At 45.9% G+C, this 18,565-nt stretch carries 17 protein-coding genes and 1 pseudogene; 9 read left to right on the forward strand and 9 right to left on the reverse strand.

Features of this window, described 5'->3' with window-relative positions; translation table 11 throughout:
• The 4 genes and pseudogenes from NC997_RS23495 to NC997_RS23510 form a co-directional block, all read left to right on the forward strand.
• A pseudogene (locus NC997_RS23495) lies at window positions 1-335 on the forward strand (IS701 family transposase); the annotation flags it as partial.
• Between the two features lie 151 nt (window positions 336-486).
• Complete coding sequence (purT, locus tag NC997_RS23500; protein WP_190525231.1) at window positions 487-1,674, forward strand: formate-dependent phosphoribosylglycinamide formyltransferase; 1,188 nt, start codon at window positions 487-489, stop codon at window positions 1,672-1,674.
• Between the two features lie 154 nt (window positions 1,675-1,828).
• Window positions 1,829-2,608, forward strand: a complete 780-nt coding sequence (locus tag NC997_RS23505) for an S-layer homology domain-containing protein (RefSeq protein ID WP_190525232.1) — start codon at window positions 1,829-1,831, stop codon at window positions 2,606-2,608.
• Window positions 2,608-4,575 carry a WG repeat-containing protein gene (locus NC997_RS23510; protein WP_190525233.1) on the forward strand — a complete coding sequence of 656 codons (1,968 nt, stop codon included), beginning with the start codon at window positions 2,608-2,610 and terminating at the stop codon, window positions 4,573-4,575. The genes NC997_RS23505 and NC997_RS23510 overlap by 1 nt, the downstream gene beginning before the upstream one ends.
• Window positions 4,576-4,610: 35 nt before the next feature.
• Here NC997_RS23510 and NC997_RS23515 read toward each other — a convergent pair whose 3' ends face one another.
• A complete protein-coding gene (locus NC997_RS23515; RefSeq protein WP_190525268.1) occupies window positions 4,611-5,432 on the reverse strand; it encodes a M48 family metallopeptidase in 822 nt (273 codons plus the stop codon).
• 382 nt (window positions 5,433-5,814) lie between these two features.
• Between NC997_RS23515 and NC997_RS23520 the strand changes: the two genes are divergently transcribed.
• Window positions 5,815-6,084: a GlsB/YeaQ/YmgE family stress response membrane protein gene (locus NC997_RS23520; RefSeq protein ID WP_190410490.1), complete on the forward strand. Its 270-nt coding sequence runs from the start codon at window positions 5,815-5,817 to the stop codon at window positions 6,082-6,084.
• Between the two features lie 386 nt (window positions 6,085-6,470).
• On the opposite strand, the gene NC997_RS23525 is transcribed toward NC997_RS23520, so the two are convergent.
• The 6 genes from NC997_RS23525 to fusA all read right to left on the reverse strand — a co-directional run bounded on the left by NC997_RS23525 (window position 6,471) and on the right by fusA (window position 12,850).
• A complete protein-coding gene (locus tag NC997_RS23525) occupies window positions 6,471-7,178 on the reverse strand; it encodes a molybdopterin-dependent oxidoreductase (protein WP_190525234.1) in 708 nt (235 codons plus the stop codon).
• A 159-nt stretch (window positions 7,179-7,337) separates the two neighbouring features.
• Entirely contained in the window at window positions 7,338-7,946 is a 609-nt protein-coding gene (locus NC997_RS23530) for a cytochrome b/b6 domain-containing protein (RefSeq protein ID WP_190525235.1), read from the reverse strand.
• Window positions 7,947-8,039: 93 nt separating this feature from the next.
• Entirely contained in the window at window positions 8,040-8,402 is a 363-nt protein-coding gene (locus tag NC997_RS23535; protein WP_190525236.1) for a DUF4864 domain-containing protein, read from the reverse strand.
• Window positions 8,403-8,561: 159 nt separating this feature from the next.
• Entirely contained in the window at window positions 8,562-9,680 is a 1,119-nt protein-coding gene (locus tag NC997_RS23540; RefSeq protein WP_190525237.1) for a response regulator, read from the reverse strand.
• Window positions 9,681-10,080: 400 nt separating this feature from the next.
• Window positions 10,081-10,647, reverse strand: coding sequence for a Uma2 family endonuclease (locus NC997_RS23545; protein ID WP_190525238.1), 567 nt, complete (start codon window positions 10,645-10,647; stop codon window positions 10,081-10,083).
• A 133-nt stretch (window positions 10,648-10,780) separates the two neighbouring features.
• Window positions 10,781-12,850: an elongation factor G gene (gene fusA / locus NC997_RS23550; protein ID WP_190525239.1), complete on the reverse strand. Its 2,070-nt coding sequence runs from the start codon at window positions 12,848-12,850 to the stop codon at window positions 10,781-10,783.
• 147 nt (window positions 12,851-12,997) lie between these two features.
• Between fusA and NC997_RS23555 the strand changes: the two genes are divergently transcribed.
• From NC997_RS23555 to NC997_RS23565, 3 genes are all read left to right on the forward strand, one after another.
• A complete protein-coding gene (locus NC997_RS23555) occupies window positions 12,998-13,561 on the forward strand; it encodes a Uma2 family endonuclease (RefSeq protein ID WP_190525240.1) in 564 nt (187 codons plus the stop codon).
• A gap of 93 nt (window positions 13,562-13,654) precedes the next feature.
• Window positions 13,655-14,308, forward strand: coding sequence for a hypothetical protein (locus NC997_RS23560; RefSeq protein WP_190525241.1), 654 nt, complete (start codon window positions 13,655-13,657; stop codon window positions 14,306-14,308).
• Entirely contained in the window at window positions 14,305-15,015 is a 711-nt protein-coding gene (locus tag NC997_RS23565; protein ID WP_190525242.1) for a PIN domain-containing protein, read from the forward strand. Before NC997_RS23560 ends, NC997_RS23565 begins: the two co-directional genes overlap by 4 nt.
• A gap of 253 nt (window positions 15,016-15,268) precedes the next feature.
• Here the strand turns inward: NC997_RS23565 and NC997_RS23570 are convergent, their stop codons facing one another.
• Both NC997_RS23570 and NC997_RS23575 read right to left on the reverse strand, forming a co-directional pair.
• Window positions 15,269-16,345, reverse strand: coding sequence for a spore photoproduct lyase family protein (locus tag NC997_RS23570; RefSeq protein ID WP_190525243.1), 1,077 nt, complete (start codon window positions 16,343-16,345; stop codon window positions 15,269-15,271).
• 74 nt (window positions 16,346-16,419) lie between these two features.
• A complete protein-coding gene (locus NC997_RS23575; RefSeq protein WP_190525244.1) occupies window positions 16,420-16,776 on the reverse strand; it encodes a hypothetical protein in 357 nt (118 codons plus the stop codon).
• Between the two features lie 334 nt (window positions 16,777-17,110).
• On the opposite strand from NC997_RS23575, the gene NC997_RS23580 reads away from it, so the two are divergent.
• Window positions 17,111-18,550 carry an RtcB family protein gene (locus tag NC997_RS23580; protein ID WP_190525245.1) on the forward strand — a complete coding sequence of 480 codons (1,440 nt, stop codon included), beginning with the start codon at window positions 17,111-17,113 and terminating at the stop codon, window positions 18,548-18,550.
• Window positions 18,551-18,565: the final 15 nt, after the last annotated feature.

Genomic DNA, 18,565 nt, shown 5'->3' on the forward strand with positions numbered 1-18,565 from the left:
TCCAACATGTTGAGAGATGGTGGGAACTAATTTTTTGTGTTTACACAATGATTAGTTTAAATTCTCCAGCCTTTTTAGGCTTAAATCAATCTTGTAAAATTGAGACTGAGGTACAAAAAACTAGTTCTATTGATTTTTCAAATCATCAACAATAGAACCATGAATGCGGATGGAGAAATACTATAAATAATTGGCGTCTAATTATTCAACCACTCTTACTATTTTGGGTAATTTATCCCTAGCTAAACATTTTCCCTGATTCACATTTATTACTAGGATTTAATCATTTAATTGCTGCAATGAATCAATTTAAACCCTGCTATGCTTCTGGATAATTTTACTTATTTACTACTTGCTTACTTCGGAAAGTGACAGAAGAAGGTTAGGAAAGGATAATGTATAAATTTTAGGCGATCGCGATCTAAATAGCGCTGCTTAGTTTTACAATGAATTGGCGAAATCTGGTAGCTCAAAGTCAAAAAATCAATGGGACACTCTCTGAAGCTTCCTCAAAAAATCATGCTGCTTGGTTCAGGAGAACTCGGCAAAGAATTTGTCATCGCTGCTCAACGTCTAGGCAACCATATCATTGCAGTGGATCGCTATCATAATGCTCCAGCAATGCAAGTAGCTGATGAATTTGAAGTAATTTCTATGCTCAGTGCTGATGACCTAGAAGCCGTCGTGCAAAAACATCAGCCAAATTTAATTATTCCGGAAATTGAAGCAATTAGGACGGAGAAACTGATTGAATTTGAAAAGAGAGGGTTTACAGTCATTCCAACTGCTACTGCTACCCATTACACGATGAATCGAGACCGAATTAGAGAACTTGCCCATCAGCAATTAGGACTTAGAACTGCTAAATATGCGTATGCAACAACGCTGGAGGAATTTATTGATGCTTGCGACAAAATTGGGTTTCCCAATGTAGTGAAACCTGTGATGTCATCCTCTGGAAAAGGTCAATCGGTTGTCAATTCGAGCGATGAAGTTGAAGCGGCATGGAAGTACGCAATTGAAGGTTCTAGAGGAGATACTCAAAAAATTATTGTTGAAGAGTTCATTCCTTTTGAATTAGAAATAACCTTGCTAACGATTAAGCAGTGGAATGCTCCAACTATTTTCTGTCCTCCTATTGGTCATCGTCAAGAAAGGGGGGATTATCAAGAATCTTGGCAACCCGCAGCAATGCCAGAAAACTTGCTTTTGGAAGCGCAGGCGATCGCGCAAAAAGTTACTGATGCTTTGGGAGGCGCTGGAATCTTCGGGGTGGAGTTCTTTATTACCAAAGATTGTGTAATTTTCTCCGAACTTTCTCCCAGACCTCATGATACAGGAATGGTGACATTAATTTCTCAAAATTTGAATGAATTTGAATTGCATTTAAGAGCAGTTTTAGGCTTGCCAATTCCTAAAATAGAACTATTAGGAAATTCAGCAAGTGCAGTCATTCTGGCAAGTAAGCATTCAAATTCAATCGCTTTTATGGAGGTGCAAGAGGCTTTATCTGAACCGAATGTAGATATCCGATTATTTGGAAAGCCAAATTCTCGCCCTAACCGCAGAATGGGAGTCGCTTTGGCGAAAGCAAGTAATGTCCAAGAGGCGCGGAATAAAGCGACTAAAGCCGCTAGCAAGATTAAAATTGTTAATCAAGACGATCATTATTGATGCTTGATTATTAGAAATCCCCCAACCCCCCTTTTTAAGGGGGGCTAGGATAAGATTCTACCTTTTGCCAAAAAATATAGGGTGAAGCAAATATTTTGTCTTTAAATATGACAATTATATTAATAGATAAATTAGAAGTCAGGAGTTAGTCAAGTTGAACGAGCTTATCTTTTCTGATATTCAAAACCATTGGGCGCAAGAGTGTATCAAACAACTACATGAACGAAATCTAATTAGCGGCTACCCAGATGGCAGTTTTCGTCCGAATGCACAGGTGACGAGGGCGGAGTTTGCGGCGCTGGTGCGAAAAGCGTTTCCCAATACTGTCCCGATTCGGAATGCGATTAACTTTGTGGATGTACCTTCAAGTCATTGGGCTTATCAGGCGATTCAAATTGTTTATCGGGCTGGTTTTTTGTCTGGCTATCCAGATCGCACATTTAAGCCCAGCCAGCCGATTCCGCGAGTGCAAGCTTTGGTGGCTTTGGTGTCGGGGTTGAAGTATGGCGCTACCACAAATCCTAGCGAGATATTAAAAAAGTATTTTGAGGATGCAGCGCAGATTCCTAATTATGCAATTGGCGCGATCGCATCTGCAACCGAAAAATATCTCGTCGTCAATTATCCGAATGTCCGACGCTTTAACCCCAATCAGAATGCCACGAGAGACGAGATTGCGGCTTTGATTTGTCGCGCTTTGAGTATTCCTGGCGTGCCCTTGCAGTATATTCCAGGGATGGAATTTGTGGTGATTCAACCGCAATTTGATGAAGCTGAAGCTTTTTCGGAAGGATTGGCACGAGTCAAAATTGCTGACAAGTGGGGTTATATCGATAAAACAGGTAAACTCGTAATCTCGCCACAATTTGATGAAGCGGATGCTTTTTCTGAAGGAGTGGCACTGGTTAGACAATACGCGCCAAAGAGGCAGTAATGGAAACTCGCGGTGTCTGGATTACCACGACAGATAGCAAAGTCCTGAATTCTCGGCAAAACATTGCTGCGGCGATGGATTTCCTCGCTCAAACTGGGTTCAATGTGGTTTTTCCTGTTATTTGGAATAGTGCCTTTACGCTATATCCCAGTAAAGTGATGCGAGACAATTTTGGGGTCGAAATTGATCCGCGATATCGCGATCGCGATCCCTTAGCTGAAATGGTAACTGAGGCGCGTCGAGTCGGACTTGCGGTGATTCCCTGGTTTGAATACGGATTCGCCGCTTCTTACAATCAAAATGGCGGGCATATTCTCGCGAAAAAACCTGATTGGGGTGCCCGCGATAACAGCGGGAATTTAGTTAAAAAGAACAGTTTCGAGTGGATGAATGCCCTTGATTCTGAAGTGCAGGAATTCTTACTCAATTTAGTGCTAGAAGTTGTCAAAAATTACGATATTAGCGGCATTCAAGGGGACGATCGCCTGCCTGCACTTCCAAGCGAAGGGGGCTACGATCGAAGAACAAGCGATCGCTACTTTCAGCAGTTCCTCCAAAATCCTCCGCAAAACCCAAAAGATCCGCAATGGCTTCAGTGGCGTGCGGATATTCTCACCGATTTTTTAACTCGTCTCTACCAAGAAGTCATTAATATTAAGCCAGACTTGCTGATTTCACTGGCACCAAGTCCCCACGGTTGGGCACTTCAAGAATATCTGCAAGATCCCAAAGCTTGGAGCGATCGCGGGTTAGTTGATATGATGCATCCACAGTTGTATCGCCGCGATTTCTCTAGTTACAAACAACTGGTTGATAGTCTTGTCGCCCAGCAATTTACCGCCGCACAACTACCAACCCTGATACCCGGTATTTTACTCAAAGTCGGTGGATATCGCATCAGCGCCGAATACTTGTTGCAAGCGATCGCTTACAATCGCTTTCGTGGCATCCAAGGCGAAGTTTTCTTCTTCTACGAAGGTCTGCGAGAAGACAATGACGCCTTAGCGAAAGCCTTGCGTTCTGGCCCCTACTCCCAGCCTGCACCCTTTAATCCCTCACCATTAAAACAGCTTGGCTTTACCAATCGCAGAATTGGTGGCAAATATAGCTATATCGACACGACCGGGAAAAGTGTCAGCCAGCCCCAATTTGACTGGGTGGATTCTTTTCATAGCGGGCTGGCGCGGGTCAAAATGGGCTACAAGTGGAGCTTTATTGATACTACTGGAAAATTGATTAGCCGATTCCAATTTGATAGCGCTGAGTATTTTAGAGAAGGGATGGCAGCGATAAAAATTGGTAGCAAATATGGTTATCTCGATAATACGGGGAAACTCGTCATTCCGCTGCAATTTGATGAAGCTAAGTCTTTTTCAGAAGGGTTGGCAGCAGTCAAGATAGAGAACAAGTGGGGCTACATCGATCGGAGGAACACTAAGGCGCTAGATGCTCCTCAGGGTTGGATCAACAACTTTCTGCTTCGCTTCCAAACTATTTTTAATCCAAACACCCTCACAATTCCTCCGCAATTTGATAGCGCTGATGCCTTTTCGGAAGGAATGGCACGCATTGGTGTTGGTGGAAAATATGGTTATATTGACACGACGGGAAAGCTGGTAATATTGCCACAATTTGAGGACGCTAAATCTTTTTCAGAAAAATTAGCAGCGGTAAAACTTGCTGGGAAATGGCAGTATATCGATAAAACTGGGAAGGTGGTAATTTTGCCGCAATTTGAGGATGCTGAGTCTTTTGTAGAAGGGCTAGCAGCAGTCAAAATTGCTGGCAAGTGGGGCTATATTAACAAGATAGGAAAGCTGGTCATTCCTACAGAATTTGACAACGCGCAATCCTTTTCCCAAGGATTGGCGCTGGTTAATATTGGTGGATCGTGGCGTTCCGGTGAGAATGGGGAATTGTCTTTCAGCGGCGGGAAGTGGGGCTACACTCGGAATGTGCTGTCTTGAAGGGCTGAGGGCTGTAAGGGTGAGTTTCCCGGTCGCTACTGAGTTGCGGGTGGCAAACGCGATCGCACAGACTGAGCAAATTCCTCGCGTCCAATCTCCAATTGTGGTGGAACGCCGTTGGGATAGGTTTGAGAGATCAAAGCTTGTAGTTTTTGAATTCGGTTCTCAGGGTTGGGGTGGGTGCTGAAAAACTCCGGAGATTGACCGCCACTCCTGGCACTCGCCAGAATCTGCATCACTTCAACACTAGCTTTAGGGTTGTATCCAGCTTGCGCCATAAACTGAACGCCAAGGCGATCGCTTTCTAGTTCGTCCTCCCGTCCGTAGCGCAGATTGACAATCTGGTTCACTGCTTGGGCAATCACTTGTGCCTGCCGACCGCCACCTTGGTCGTCACTCGCCGCAACTCCAACCGCTGTTACCAGTGCTGTACCAAGTTGCTGCTTTGCCAAGCGTTCCGCCCCGTGTCGTCCCACAACGTGCCCGACCTCGTGCCCCAACACAGACGCCAGTTGTGCTTCAGAAGAAAGACGACGCAGCAAACCCGCAGTAATGAAAATTTGTCCTCCCGGCAACGCGAAGGCATTAATCGTTTGAGGGTCGCGCAGCAGATGAAATTCAAAGGGATAGCCGGAAGTCTTCGCCTTTGACTCCTGCACTACCTCATTTCCTACTTTGTCAATATACTTTTGTAGCGCCGGATCTGGGTACAGACCGCCAAATTTCGCCGCCATTTGCGATCGCGCTTGCAGTCCCAAGACGACTTCCTCCTTTGGCGAAAGTTGCACCCGCTGCTTTTCCCCAGTTACCGGGTTCTCCACTGTCGTAGTGCAGTAACTAACTAACCCAAATAGCATAAGTAACAGTGCAATTCCCAGCCGGATCAGCGCTCTCACTGCTTATTCCCCCGATTTATTCGTCCGGAGATTATCATACTGCTCGGCAATCTAACATCAGTCCGAAGGATGCTTTATTTAACTTTTTTGTAGGATAAAGGCAATTCTAGAGCTTGAAGCTAAGCGTTTATCTTCTTTTACCCCAATGTTAAATATTATTAATTGACTGGAAAGTTCGGTGCAATCAATAGAGGAATTAGCGCTGTAGGAACCTGAACGTGAAAAGAATACTGTTTGCCTATCTTTTGGGGTAAAGACACTTATATCGTGTGGCAGATAGGATTGCTCTATTTGAACTGTTAATCTGTAAATGTAAAGAAGAGACTATTAAGGAATCAGAACCATGAACATTATTGCTTGGATCGTTTTAGGTCTGATTGCTGGTGCAATTGCTAAAGCTATTTATCCGGGTCATCAAGGCGGTGGTATTCTAGGAACCATCGTACTAGGAATCATTGGAGCTTTCGTAGGCGGTAGTATCGGTACTTTCCTGCAAACGGGGACTCTACAATTAGCAGCTTCTAGCTTGAGCATTCCTGGAATCATTGTCGCTGTTTTAGGCGCAATTGTTGCAGTCTTCCTGTGGAACTTACTCACTCGCCGCGCCGCTTAAGTAGCGCTACATCTGCCACTTCGTTCGGCAGATTCACAATGCTCAATCTGCGATCGCAGCTCTTGGGCAAGTCTTGGGCAACTGATTAATTTTCAAGGAAGTGAAAATTGCGTTGTAATAGACGACAGGTAAGTAGTATACGCCTCGTCAGTAGGGGAGTATCATAGACTCCCCTACACTTTCAATGCAATGAGATCGAGGAACGCGATCGCTTGGAGCAAGATTGATATTTTTTGATTGAAGTATGATTCGGGAATTCTCAATCTTGCTATACATAGTTATTTTATGGCTTTGAAAATAGCTTTAAAATAATTGCCAGAGCCTTGCATCTACCATTCGTATAAAAGTTCAAGATAAAAATTGAAGTGTGAAACCGCAGGCTGCAACTATAGCCCTGCGAACCATTCATAACCTTGATCTTCCCAATAGCCCTTATAAGGTAACAAATCGCCAACTAGCGTAATGCTTGTCACCCATTTGCTTTGCTTGTAGCCGAGTTTAATCGGGGAAGCTAGACGTAGAGGGGCACCATTTTCAACCGATAAAGGTTGACTATTTTTTTGATACGCCATGAGAGTTTGGGGATGCAACGCAGAAGCGATATCCCAACTTTCGTAATAACCATCCGCCGATTTAAAGTAAGCATAGCGGACATTCGCTTTTGGTTGCGCTAGAGATACAATTTCCCGCAGTTGGATTCCCCCCCACTGCACAATTGCCGCCCAACCTTCGACGCAGACATGGCGAATTGTCATTGAGGATAAAGGCATTTGCTGAAGATCCGCCATACTAAGACTCAAAGGATTATTAACCTCGCCATTTACATTTAGGCGAAACGCAACAGGGTCTATTTGTGGCGTAAAGTCAAATGTATTAATAATTAAAGCATCTGGCTCAATCTGGCTAGCAGGAAATTCAGGTACAGGTTTTTGCGGATTTAGCAGTAACTCTTCAACACTTTGGTTGAGGGGTTCAAAAGCTTTACCTGCAATCCCCTCAAACACGCTGAACGCACAACCCCCCAGAAGTAAGCTAATACTAGAAAGTCCTGAGAATTGCAGAAATCTGCGACGGGGAACTTGAATCAAGTTCATAAAATATCTCTACTAAAATATTCAATAACTTAAATAGCAACCTCTTCCTTTAAGAGTTCCTGTAAGAAACCCAGTGAACTCATTTTAAAGAAGGAAACTAGATTGATAATGAGCTTTAGGATTGTTGTAATCCAACCTACAGCTCATTATAAAATACCGCTACCAGAACATAGAATCAATTAAACGAGAACCTCCTACTTTAAGAGCTAGCCAAGAGTGAACCATTGCAAAGAGTATGACAGTTGGCACACTCATAAAGTGAACAATTCGCAATGCTTGCCAATCGCCAAATAAATCAACAATCCAGTGAAATTGAGCTGGTTTATACATTCCCAGTCCGCTTAGCAAAGCGAGCAGTAAAATCGGAATAATCGCGGTGTAAGCAATTCGATGCCAAGCATAAGCAATGCGCTTGGGGTTGTGGCTCAATTGCAGTGCCTTCACATCCTTCTCACCTACAAATCGATGCTTCCAGCGCCGAGTTATCAAAATATAAATCCCGTACCAAACTAAATTTAGAGCAAATAGCCACATGGCAGCAAAATGCCAGTGTCTACCTCCAGCAAGCCAGCCGCCTAGCAAAAACAAGGGTGGAAAATGCCAACCACCGCGTCCGCCAAAAACCGGATTAGCATTGTAAATCTGTAGTCCGCTGGTAATCATTAAAAGCAAGCTAATAATGTTGATCCAGTGAAATGATTTTACCGCCAAAGCTTGTGTCGGTAGCAGTGGGGGGCGAGGTGTTTGGGAGGAAATAGACGAACTCATAGATTTATAAGTATAAATTTATCTTTTTTTGATTTCATCTTAAACACTATCTTCTCACATCAAAACTCAAAACTCTTCTTACCAATTTTCTATTCAAACCGTTTCTCCTTTTACTGGCACTAAATAACACCCAGTAATTTTCCATTTACCCTGAGATTGCTTTTTCATCAGATAAAGTGCCCTGATCAAATTCCCATCTCGATCGAGTAGAAGCACTTGCTGAGCTGGGAATCCTTCAATTGTGGTCATGTTCTCAAACATCACGGAACGAGGACGATGAACTGGTTGATAAGCAGCCTTCACCATCCTTAAAAAGTTGTCTGGCGTCCCGAATTGAGCTTGAATTTCAGAGCTAGCAAAGGAGAAAGCTCCTTCAGCATCGTCTTTCTGAAATGCTTCCAGTTGGTTAGAAATCACAGAACGGATAATCAGGCGATCGCTATCAGTTACTTCCATTTGTTGAGCTTTAACAGGTAAGGTGAGCGGTAAAAAAGCCAGCAAGAATTTCAGGAAACAACGGACGCAACGCATCTGAAAATTATTTTGACCTATCGGAGATTTTAATCTGGATTAGCAAGCCGGATTGGAATGAGCCAAGAACTCCGTTAGGCTCAATCAACCAGATTTAATCTGAGACAATCTATCTTGCATTTCTACATCCACCGACACCGAGCGAATTTTGCGCCCGATTGCTGGAGGCTGCCGCAGTTCGCATCGGAGATCCGCAACTAATTCGCACAAGTGTTGCGCTATGTCCCGATCCAATGGCGTCTCTGGTTGAAAGCTATGTTCAATCTGACGAGCTAGTTGAGAACCCCACGGAAAGCCAAACATCCCTAAAGAACCCGCTAGCTTGTGAGCTGCCCAAACTGCTCGGTGGCGCTGTTCCAACCCCAATTCGTCTCTCAATAAGGCAGTCGTTGCCTCCTCAACAACATCTATCCGAGAGATAATCTCTCCTTGCAAGCGCTCCCAAACTTTCATCACTGCTGCCTGCGTTTGAGCAAGCGTCGGCGGCTGGTGTAGGGCGGAGGATACCGCTTGTGTTGGAGGATGAGATTGAGCTGGCTTGAGGCGATATCCTAGCCCATAAACCGTCTCAATCAGATCGGTGGGAGCGCCCGCGGCTCTCAGTTTTTGCCGCAACCCTTTAATGTGAGATCGGACGGTTTCTTCAGCGGGTGGTTGCTCAAACGACCACAGGTGTTCCAGAAGCTCGCTGCGGCTAAAGACTTGATTCGGACAGCGCACAAACAGTTCTAGTAGCGCATACTGTTTGGGGGTAAGATGCAAGTTTTTCCCTTCATAGCGTCCCTCTAAGGTAGGCGGGTCAAGACCTAGGCTGCCATTCTTCAGAATTGGCGGCTTTAATAAACAGCAATGACACAGGAGAGTGCGGACACGAGCCGCTACTTCTTCTAAATCAAAGGGTTTGAGGACATAATCATCCGCACCAGCATCCAGCGCAATGACTTTATCGCCATCAATTTCATGGGCAGCGTATAAAAGAATCGGCATCAACCGCCCTAAAGAACGTAGCCGCTGACAAAGACTGATGCCATCCAGTGTGGGGAGCATCACATCTAGCAAAATTAAGTCATAAGTACCAGCCCGTGCGAATTGCCAGCCTGCTTGCCCATCGGCTGCCCGGTCAATTATATAATTGCGATCGCTGAGGGTTTTGGTGAGAGCTTGTGCCAAACGCTCATCATCTTCCACTAGCAGAATGTTCACTTTGAGATTTCCCCTAATCCTGATTCGCTTCCCGTCAAGCACTGGCGACAGACGCCCGCAGGCATTTTCTACATATATCAATTAATTTGTCAATAGTGTTTTAAAAAATAAGCATTTCTATGAAGTTATTTAAACTAAGTTTGCCTGATATTAAAGATAAAAGCAAAAAGGCAAATACTAATCATTACGATTGGCCTTATGCTGGCAGCAGTAACCGTAGCAGTGAAGCATCTTTTGAAATTGGCAATTGCGGTGGGTTTTAGAAAGATTTTTAAGTACGACAATCACTAACGATGGCTGTCTCTGCAACAATAACATCTAGCAATTTTTCGTTGTGCTATTCGATTCATCTTGGGTTCGCAATTCAAGGCAAATTGCGATCGCTAATTTCCGCTAACTTCTAACTAAACAACCGCGCCACAGGACAAGTAAACCCGGGAAGCAAGGGCGAAGTCAGTTCATTGCTGGCAAACAATGTTGCTGTTAGCACCAGTGTTGCCCCCTCCCGTCGATAAATCTGAATTTGCTGCAAACGCCAATCAACTATCCAGTATTCTCTGGCTCCCTGCGATGCGTAGAGTTTTAGTTTCACCTGTCTATCTCTGCGTTCATTCTCCTCGCCTGGAGATAGCACCTCAACCACCAACTCTGGTGCTGCGGTTAAATGCCCTGCATCATCTAACACAGCAGCTAATCGTTCCTTGCTTGCCCAAACTACGTCAGGAATCACGTTATCAGCATCCGTAAAAATGATGCCAGCACCACTTGCAGATTCTCCTAAACCAGTCTGTCGCGACCAAAAATTCAACTCTGTACAAATATTGCTACATACCCTTTGATGACCCCAGTGTGGTGCGCGTGTCACAAATAATTCTCCATCCACAATCTCATAGCGATTCCCGTTATCTGGCAACAACTCCAGATCGGCAACTGTCCAACGTACTCGATCGGTAGTGGTCTGGCTCATCAGGTACTCCTTGAGTGTGTTACTCCATTTTATTAGTGCAAAGAAAAGACTGAGAACTAGATTTTCAGTCCTCAGTCCGCGAAGAGAGTGCCGCTACGCGAACACTCCTTAGTTCTATTTTCAGATGAAGGTTTTAGCCGCGCAGATGGGCAGCGTTTTCCATCAGTTGCTGTTGCAGGTTGGCGGGTACCGGCTTGTTGGAGGTAAACTCCATTGAGAAGTTAGCTTGACCGGAAGAAAGCGATCGCAACTGTGCAGAATAACCGAACATTTCCACGAACGGCACTTCGGCACGGATGACGGCGTAGTTTTCCATCGTCTCAGAACCCAGCAGGACGCCGCGACGAGACGAGAGATCGCCCTGCACTCGCCCGACAAACTCGTTAGGTGTCTCCACTTCCACGAGCATAATCGGTTCGAGGATCACTGGCGCTGCTTTGGCAAAAGCTTGCTTGAGTGCAAGACTAGCCGCAGTTCGGAATGCCATTTCCGAAGAGTCAATCGCGTGGTAGGAACCCGCTTCTAGTATCGCTTTGACACCAACAATCGGATAACCGATGAGATGTCCGCTAGCGATCGCTTCGCGGAAACCTTTCTCGCAAGCGGGGATGAATTCTTTAGGAATTGCACCACCAACCACCCGATTCTCGAACGCAAACGGGTCTTCACAGGGTTCAATCCGACCGATAACATGAGCATATTGACCGGGACCGCCGCCTTGCTTCTTGAGCCTGTAGTCGAAGGTTGCCGACTGGGTAACGGTTTCGCGGTATGCTACGGCGGGCGCACCGACGTTAACTTCGGCGTTGTATTCCCGCTTCATGCGTTCGATGTAGATTTCTAGATGCAGTTCGCCCATCCCCGAAATTAGGGTCTCCTTGGACTCCGGATCGATGCTGACGCGGAAGGTGGGATCTTCTCGTGTAAAGCGATTGAGCGCTTTTGACATTTGATCGGCATCTTCCCGTTTCTTAGGCGCGATCGCTAGCGTCATTACGGGTTCTGGCACAAATATCCCCTCCAAAGAGAGGTTAGTTCCGTCCGAGCAGAACGTATCGCCAGAAGCGCAGTCTACACCCAACAGAGCTACAATCTCCCCTGCGGCGGCACTTTCGACCTCCTCGCGTTTGTTCGCGTGCATGCGTACAATTTGGCTGACTAGCACCCGTTGGTTGGTGCGAGTGTTGTAGATGCGTTGTCCCTCACGCAGCGTCCCGGAATAGATGCGGGTATAAGTCAGTTGCCCGTACTCATCTTTGGCAATTTTGAAAGCCAAGGCAACCAGTGCGGCTTCCGTGTCTGGATAGACATGAATCGGCTCATTGGTCGAAATCGCGATCGCTTTCACCACTTCTCTATCCACTGGTGACGGCAAGTAAAGAGCAACAGCATCTAATAAGTTCTGAACCCCCTTATTTTTGAAGGCGGAACCTATCAAAACTGGCGTTAATTGCAAGCTTAAAGTTGCCCGACGAAGGGTTTCCCGAATCATTTCTTTGGGAATTTCTTCGCTCTCAAGTAGCATCCTCATCATTGATTCGGAGAAGATAGAGAGTTGATCGAGCATCTTTTCTCGTGCTTCTTTTGCCTCATCCTGTAAGTGTTCGGGAATCGACTGAATGACGCGAATTTCGCCTTTTTCTCCAGCAAAATAGTTTGCCGTCATTTCAATCAAATCAATGACGCCTTCAAACTTATCCTCGCTGCCGATAGGATACTGAAGCAGTACCGGGTTCAAACCGAGTTTTTCTCGCAGCGATCGCACGACTCGGAATGGATTTGCACCTGTCCGATCCATCTTATTAATGAAGGCAATACGCGGCACTCGGTAGCGCTTCATCTGCCTATCTACAGTGATAGATTGCGATTGCACACCAGCAACCGCGCACAGCACCATAATCGCACCATCAAGAACCCGCAATGCACGTTCAACTTCAATCGTGAAGTCCACGTGTCCAGGAGTATCGATCAGGTTGATCTGCGTATCATTCCATACGCAAGTTGTCGCTGCTGAAGTGATGGTAATGCCTTTTTGTTGCTCTAACTCCATGTAGTCCAATGTCGCGCGATCGCTACCTCCCCGAACTTCGCCAATCTTGTAAATTTTGCCCGTGTAGTACAGAATCCGCTCGCTGAGGGTGGTTTTACCAGAGTCGATGTGAGCGGAAATACCAATATTACGGATGCGCGTTCGGGGAATCATAGGACAATGCTCTACCTTATTAGAGCCATGAAAAGACGTTTGCCACTTGTGCGGCAATATTTATACTACATGAATACTACAAAAGTGTCAAGGGTGTGGGAAGTGCAGCTAATCTAGAATATATGGCTACTCACAAGGATTGCTTTTATGAGTCAAACAGTAAATCAAGAGGTACGCTGGACTACCGCAGATTTGGAACTATTACCAGAGAACGGTACGCGCTACGAAATTATTGATGGAGAGTTGTTTATGTCTAGATCCCCCCACTTGAGCCATCAACGCACTTGTGGCAATATGTACCGAAAGTTACAAGATTGGTCAGAAGACACTGGGCTGGGGGAGGCGTTTATTAATCCAGGCATTATTTTCACGGAAGCTGATAATGTAGAGCCGGATGTGATTTGGATTAGTAAAGAAAAATTAGCTGCTCTGGTAGATGATTCAGGACACCTAACAGGCGCACCAGAGTTAGTTGTAGAGGTATTATCTTCTGGAGTGCAAAATGAACGCCGAGATAGAGAAGCTAAGCTTAAATTATACTCAGTCCGAGGAGTACAAGAATACTGGATTGTTGATTGGCGCTTGCAGAAAATTGAGGTTTATCGCCGTAGCAACTTGATTTTACTATTGACTGTAACATTGTTTAGTAATGATGAAATCAGTTCACCTTTATTGCCTAATTTTAGTTGCCTAGTTTCAAAACTTTTTTAAAGCCAAGAATGAGTAATTGTACTATCATAGTATAACTTTAAACAGCTACATAGATAGCCAGTAATGTGCCTAGTTAGAACCAAGGAGAAGTTAGTGAAGGTATTTCGTGACTTGAAGCTTACTGGACAACCGGAAACCTTGCAAGAGGTTATTCAAAAGATAGAAAAAATTCTCGATAACGGTTGGTATAAGGACACACAAGCAGAAGCCGAATTAAATTCTCGTCAGGTATACGACTTAACGATGTACTGCTTTAGTTGCTCAGAAACTGAGGCGCGTCGAGCAAGTAGCCTGTGGTTTGGAGATCCTCAGTACGGCAAGTTATCGGTATCTAACATAGTTCCGCAGAAAGTTTCCGAACTCTCCTACGATGAGTACAACCATATTTTGGAGGAGTTTTTCAACCGCTTTGTTGTCCCTGCGCTAAAGGGTATGGAAGAAGTGATAATTGACTGGACCGATCCAGAGTTTGACCTTGAGGAGTCGGCAAGTCCAGAAGGAGCTTTCTTTTTACTTAAGTTTTCTGAGGCTGCGAATAAGTCTACAGCAGCTTCTCACCCTATGGACGAGGAACGCTGGTATGCCTTCCTAGTCGCCGCCCACAAAAATAATGCGGCTCTCGATTCTTCTAATCTAGTGCGTTGGCTAAGGGAAGAAGGGGGCTGGTCGGAAGACATTGCCTTTAAGTTGGCAGCTCAGTATGAGTCTGCTAGGTCACTATTAAACTACTATGACCGCAGTAAATGAAGACTCCTGTAACGATTTTAGATGCCGCACAGTACATAGCTGTCTCTCCTGCGCCAGTTGTACTCATAGATACCTGCACGGTGTTGGATGTTATTCGGGCACCCCAAAGGGAATCTACTCACATCATTTCTGCGGCAAGCAACATGACATCAAGAGCATCAGTGAATCCGAAACAACTCTGGGTCGTTGCTACAGAACTTATCGATAATGAGTGGAAAGATAATTGTCAGAAGGTTGAAGATGAACTAACAGTTCATATCAAGAAGATTGATAGCCAGCATAGTAACCTACGGATAGCTGCAACATACTTCCATCCTGTTAATCTGGTTAAGCCATTAACATTAGGAGGACTTAAACTACCGATGCACTTGCGTCGAGTAGCTCAATCTTTACTTGATTCAGCTGTTCTTATCGCTGATGATGGTAATTACATAATCCGTGCCAGAAACCGGGTGAGGAGGGGAGAACCACCGGCTCAGAAGGGTAAGCAGGAATATAAGGACTGCGAAATTATTGAACACTACCTCGCTTTTTGTAAGGAGCTACGCGACAAAGGATTTCGAGAGAAGTGCGTGTTTACTTCATCTAACACGCAAGACTATTGCGACAGCAAGAAAAAACTTCATCTCAGTTTACAGACTGACTTTGATGCACTAGGGCTTGAATATGCAAGAGATATCGCCCACGCATACTCGTTGGTGAAGTAAAAAGCAACACAGCGATCGCTCTCCTTGCAAAACTGCTTACGCGATCGCTTCTTGTCCTTTGTTCCAGCTCAAGTTATTCAGCGCGATCGCGTAGTATTGGGAACGCGAAGTGTGTAGACGCCGAAAAGAAGGAATCAGCTGGATCAGCTCTCCAGAGCGATCGCATTCTCCCCCTTGGCAAACTTGCTCAAAATATAAAAAAAGCTGACCTGTAATTTTAGTCAGCTCATCAGATTAGATTTAGCGACAAGTCTTAAGTCCAGTAGAGAATACGACCTTGAGGAAAGCGCTTAGTAATCTCACCTTCAAAAAAGCGCCGTAGCGTCTTCATCGTGTCAGTGTCATAAACATACTTGGTACCGCCAAACTTGTTACGCTTAACAGTGCGTGTTTCTTCGTCCATGTCCAGCTTTGATTGGGGATACCAAGTTTGCAAAACCTCTTTTGAGCCAGGGGTGAAGCGGTGGGAAATCAACTCGAAAGTCAGGTCACAATCGAAATCGAGTGCTTCGCTAATCGAGTCAAGCAAACGAGTGTAGTGTGTCTCCCAATCCTCTATCGGCATAATCGGTGCAATCACTAAACCCACTGGATACCCGCCACCACCAGAAGATTGAGGTAAAGCCAACCGCCGCAAAGCTTGCAGCCGGGAAGCGACTGAGGCTGTACCGCCTTCAAACCGCCGAGACACCGGATCGGCATTCACACTGATTCGACAACGGGTGTGACCATTGTGTGGTAAGTCGAGTAATTCATCCACCGCATCGAACTTGGAAACCCAACGCAGATGTCCGTTCGTCCGCGTGCCAAAGTAGCGGATACATTCTGCAAGGCTGCCAGTTAAATGTTCAATGCCCAAGGGATCGGTGTAGCAGCTAACCTCAAAACTTGTGGCGTCGCTTCCTTCGTAAGCTGCTAGATTCTCCAATATTTGCGGCAAGTTCGCAAAGACGCGAATTACTGGTGGCCCTGATAAACTACCAGCTAAATAACAGTATTGACAGTGTGCTGGACAGCCTTCCGCGATGTGAAATTGCCAGTCAGCCGATGGAGGGATGGGGCTAAGTTTGAAGGAACTAGGCGGTGCGGTGACGACAGCGAGGGTACGCTTAGCAATGTTGTAGGTATCGCGATCGCTCTCGCCACGCAAACCAGTGAGGCGGTTTCGCGGCAACTCTTCGATAGGTAAATTGAGCGACTGGACGCGAGAAAGTATTTGCTGACCGTAAGGCTCTTCTAAGGCAGCGGGTGTGAATAAAACTCGCTCCGGCATCCACAAACGAGTGGATGGCGCTTCGGGTGAGGAAATGTTGTCTGCGATCGCGTGCATACTGTCAGATTCTGCGTATTGATCAATTTGGAGCTGAAGTCAGGGGCGATCGCGATCGCCCCTTCCCGATGACCTTAATTTTCTAAAACTTGGCGGATGCGTCGTTCCAACAGTTCCAGATCCAGACCGCCTTCATCACGGCTAATCCGACGCACCGTTGAGTTAACGTTGCTCAAATCCACCAATAAATCTTGGAGAATTTCTTGCTGTTGACGCGCTTGGGTGACTTCACGCGGTTCTTGTACCAAGTCACGAACGATGGTGTCTTCAGCCCGCGAGGCAACGATGGGGTCAGCTTCTCCCTGTAGATGAACGAAGGTTCGCCGCCCCGGTCCGCGCTCTTCCTCAATGGGGATAATTGCTGTCACCTGGTCGGAGCGCACGTATTTTCCGAATCCTAGATGGACTAAAACCGATGATTGTAGTTTCATTTAGAAGAATGTTTATTTTGTCCCTTACTTCTATTTTAAACGCCCACCAAAAGACCTGAGACCTAGAACTGGAGCGGGTTTTACTCCCTTAAGAGTAGTAGTATCCGGTGGCGATCGCGCGACTTTTTAACACGGTTATTATTGACGAAAAAATGTCTGTTCGCGAAAAAGAGTTATCTGCATCTTGACAAATTACGATTTTTATGGAAGTTTGGGATTACGGTAAGGATGTTGCCTTCAACTTCTTTGCATCCAGACTGCGGCTGCTGAACCGAAGTCTCCTAAACTCTTCACAAAATTGGGGTCACACTGTGACCCGTAAAGGAACTTATTCATGCAGCCAAAAAATCTGAATAGACTCCTCCGGGCTTTGACCCGTGAGGGACTTGACGTAAGTTACGAAAATAGAACTTACTCTGTTCGCCTAAATAATTCTCTCGACGCACCAGCAGCAGAAGTTCTGCTTCCCGAAGATTTTCCCGTAGAAGCTAAGGCGCTTAAGCAACTAGCAAATCTAGCCAATGTGCGTCATCCTAGCGGGGGTCATGTTTGCAAGTGCTGTGCTACGCCTGACTTTCATCCTGGTGATGCTGGGGTTGCTATTGGCTCAATTTTGGAAACTAAAGGGATGCTAATCCCTGCTGCTGTCGGTTCGGATATCAACTGCGGGATGCGATCGCACGTTGTAGACTTGTCGCTTGAGGAATTTTTGGCAAAGCGCGATCGCTTCGTGGAATTGATGAAAGGCGATTATTTCTTCGGAACTCGCGATGTCACCATGACAGCCAAAACTGCTCGTGCCTTGTTCCAGTACGGGATTCCCGGCTGGTTGGATGCAATGCTAGATTCCCCTATGGGTAGTATTGTCAAGTCTGACTTAGACCAATTGGCGGCGGAATGCGATCGCGTCTACTTAGGCGGTTCCATGAACGGCGATGTCAAGTTTGCACCAGAGGAACTAATTCCAGAAGACGGGTTAGTGCGGGATGGTGGACTAGCTACCATCGGCGGCGGGAACCATTTTGTCGAAATTCAGGTGGTGGAACGGGTAGAAGACAAAGCGACAGCTTACGCCTGGGGGGTCCGAGAAGGACAACTGGCGTTTATGATTCACTCAGGTTCGCGCAACGTGGGGAAGTATATTGGGGGAATGTGGCGCGATCGCGCTAAATCTGCATGGGCTAAAGGTGCAAAATACCCTGAATTTGGTCTTTTTCCCCTCTCAGTTGCAGCAAATCCGGAACTTGTCACCCGTTACCTGCAAGCTGAGGCGACTGCTGCTAATTACGCCTTTATTAATCGGTTGCTGTTGGCGGAACTGTTGCGCCTGCGCCTGCGGGAAGTTTACGGTAATGTCGAGGCTCCCCTCGTCTACGACTTGCCACATAATATTACCCTCAAAGAAGGTGCTGGATGGGTGACTCGCAAAGGTGCTTGTCCCGCCCATCCCGGACAACCTGTGATTATTCCCGGTTCGATGGGTGCTGCATCTTACTTGCTGATTGGCAAAGGGAACCCGAAATTTTTAAGTTCTGCTTCTCATGGTGCAGGAAGAATGAGGTCGCGTTTCGATCTCACCCGCCAAGGTGCAGACCAAACTGAAGCAACTTTGGGCTTAACGGGAGTAGACTGCATCACTTTGCGCGAAGAACGCAGAATCGAAGAAGCACCCGCAGCGTATAAGCCAATTGTGCCTGTAATTGATGCCCAAGTTGAGGAAAAAATGGTTAGCGTAGTGGCAAAGATGAAACCTGTATTGACTTTTAAAGCGTAGGAAAGAATACTGTGG

The organism is Trichocoleus sp. DQ-A2, assembly GCF_039961915.1.
In the GTDB taxonomy this organism is placed as follows: domain Bacteria; phylum Cyanobacteriota; class Cyanobacteriia; order Cyanobacteriales; family FACHB-T130; genus FACHB-T130.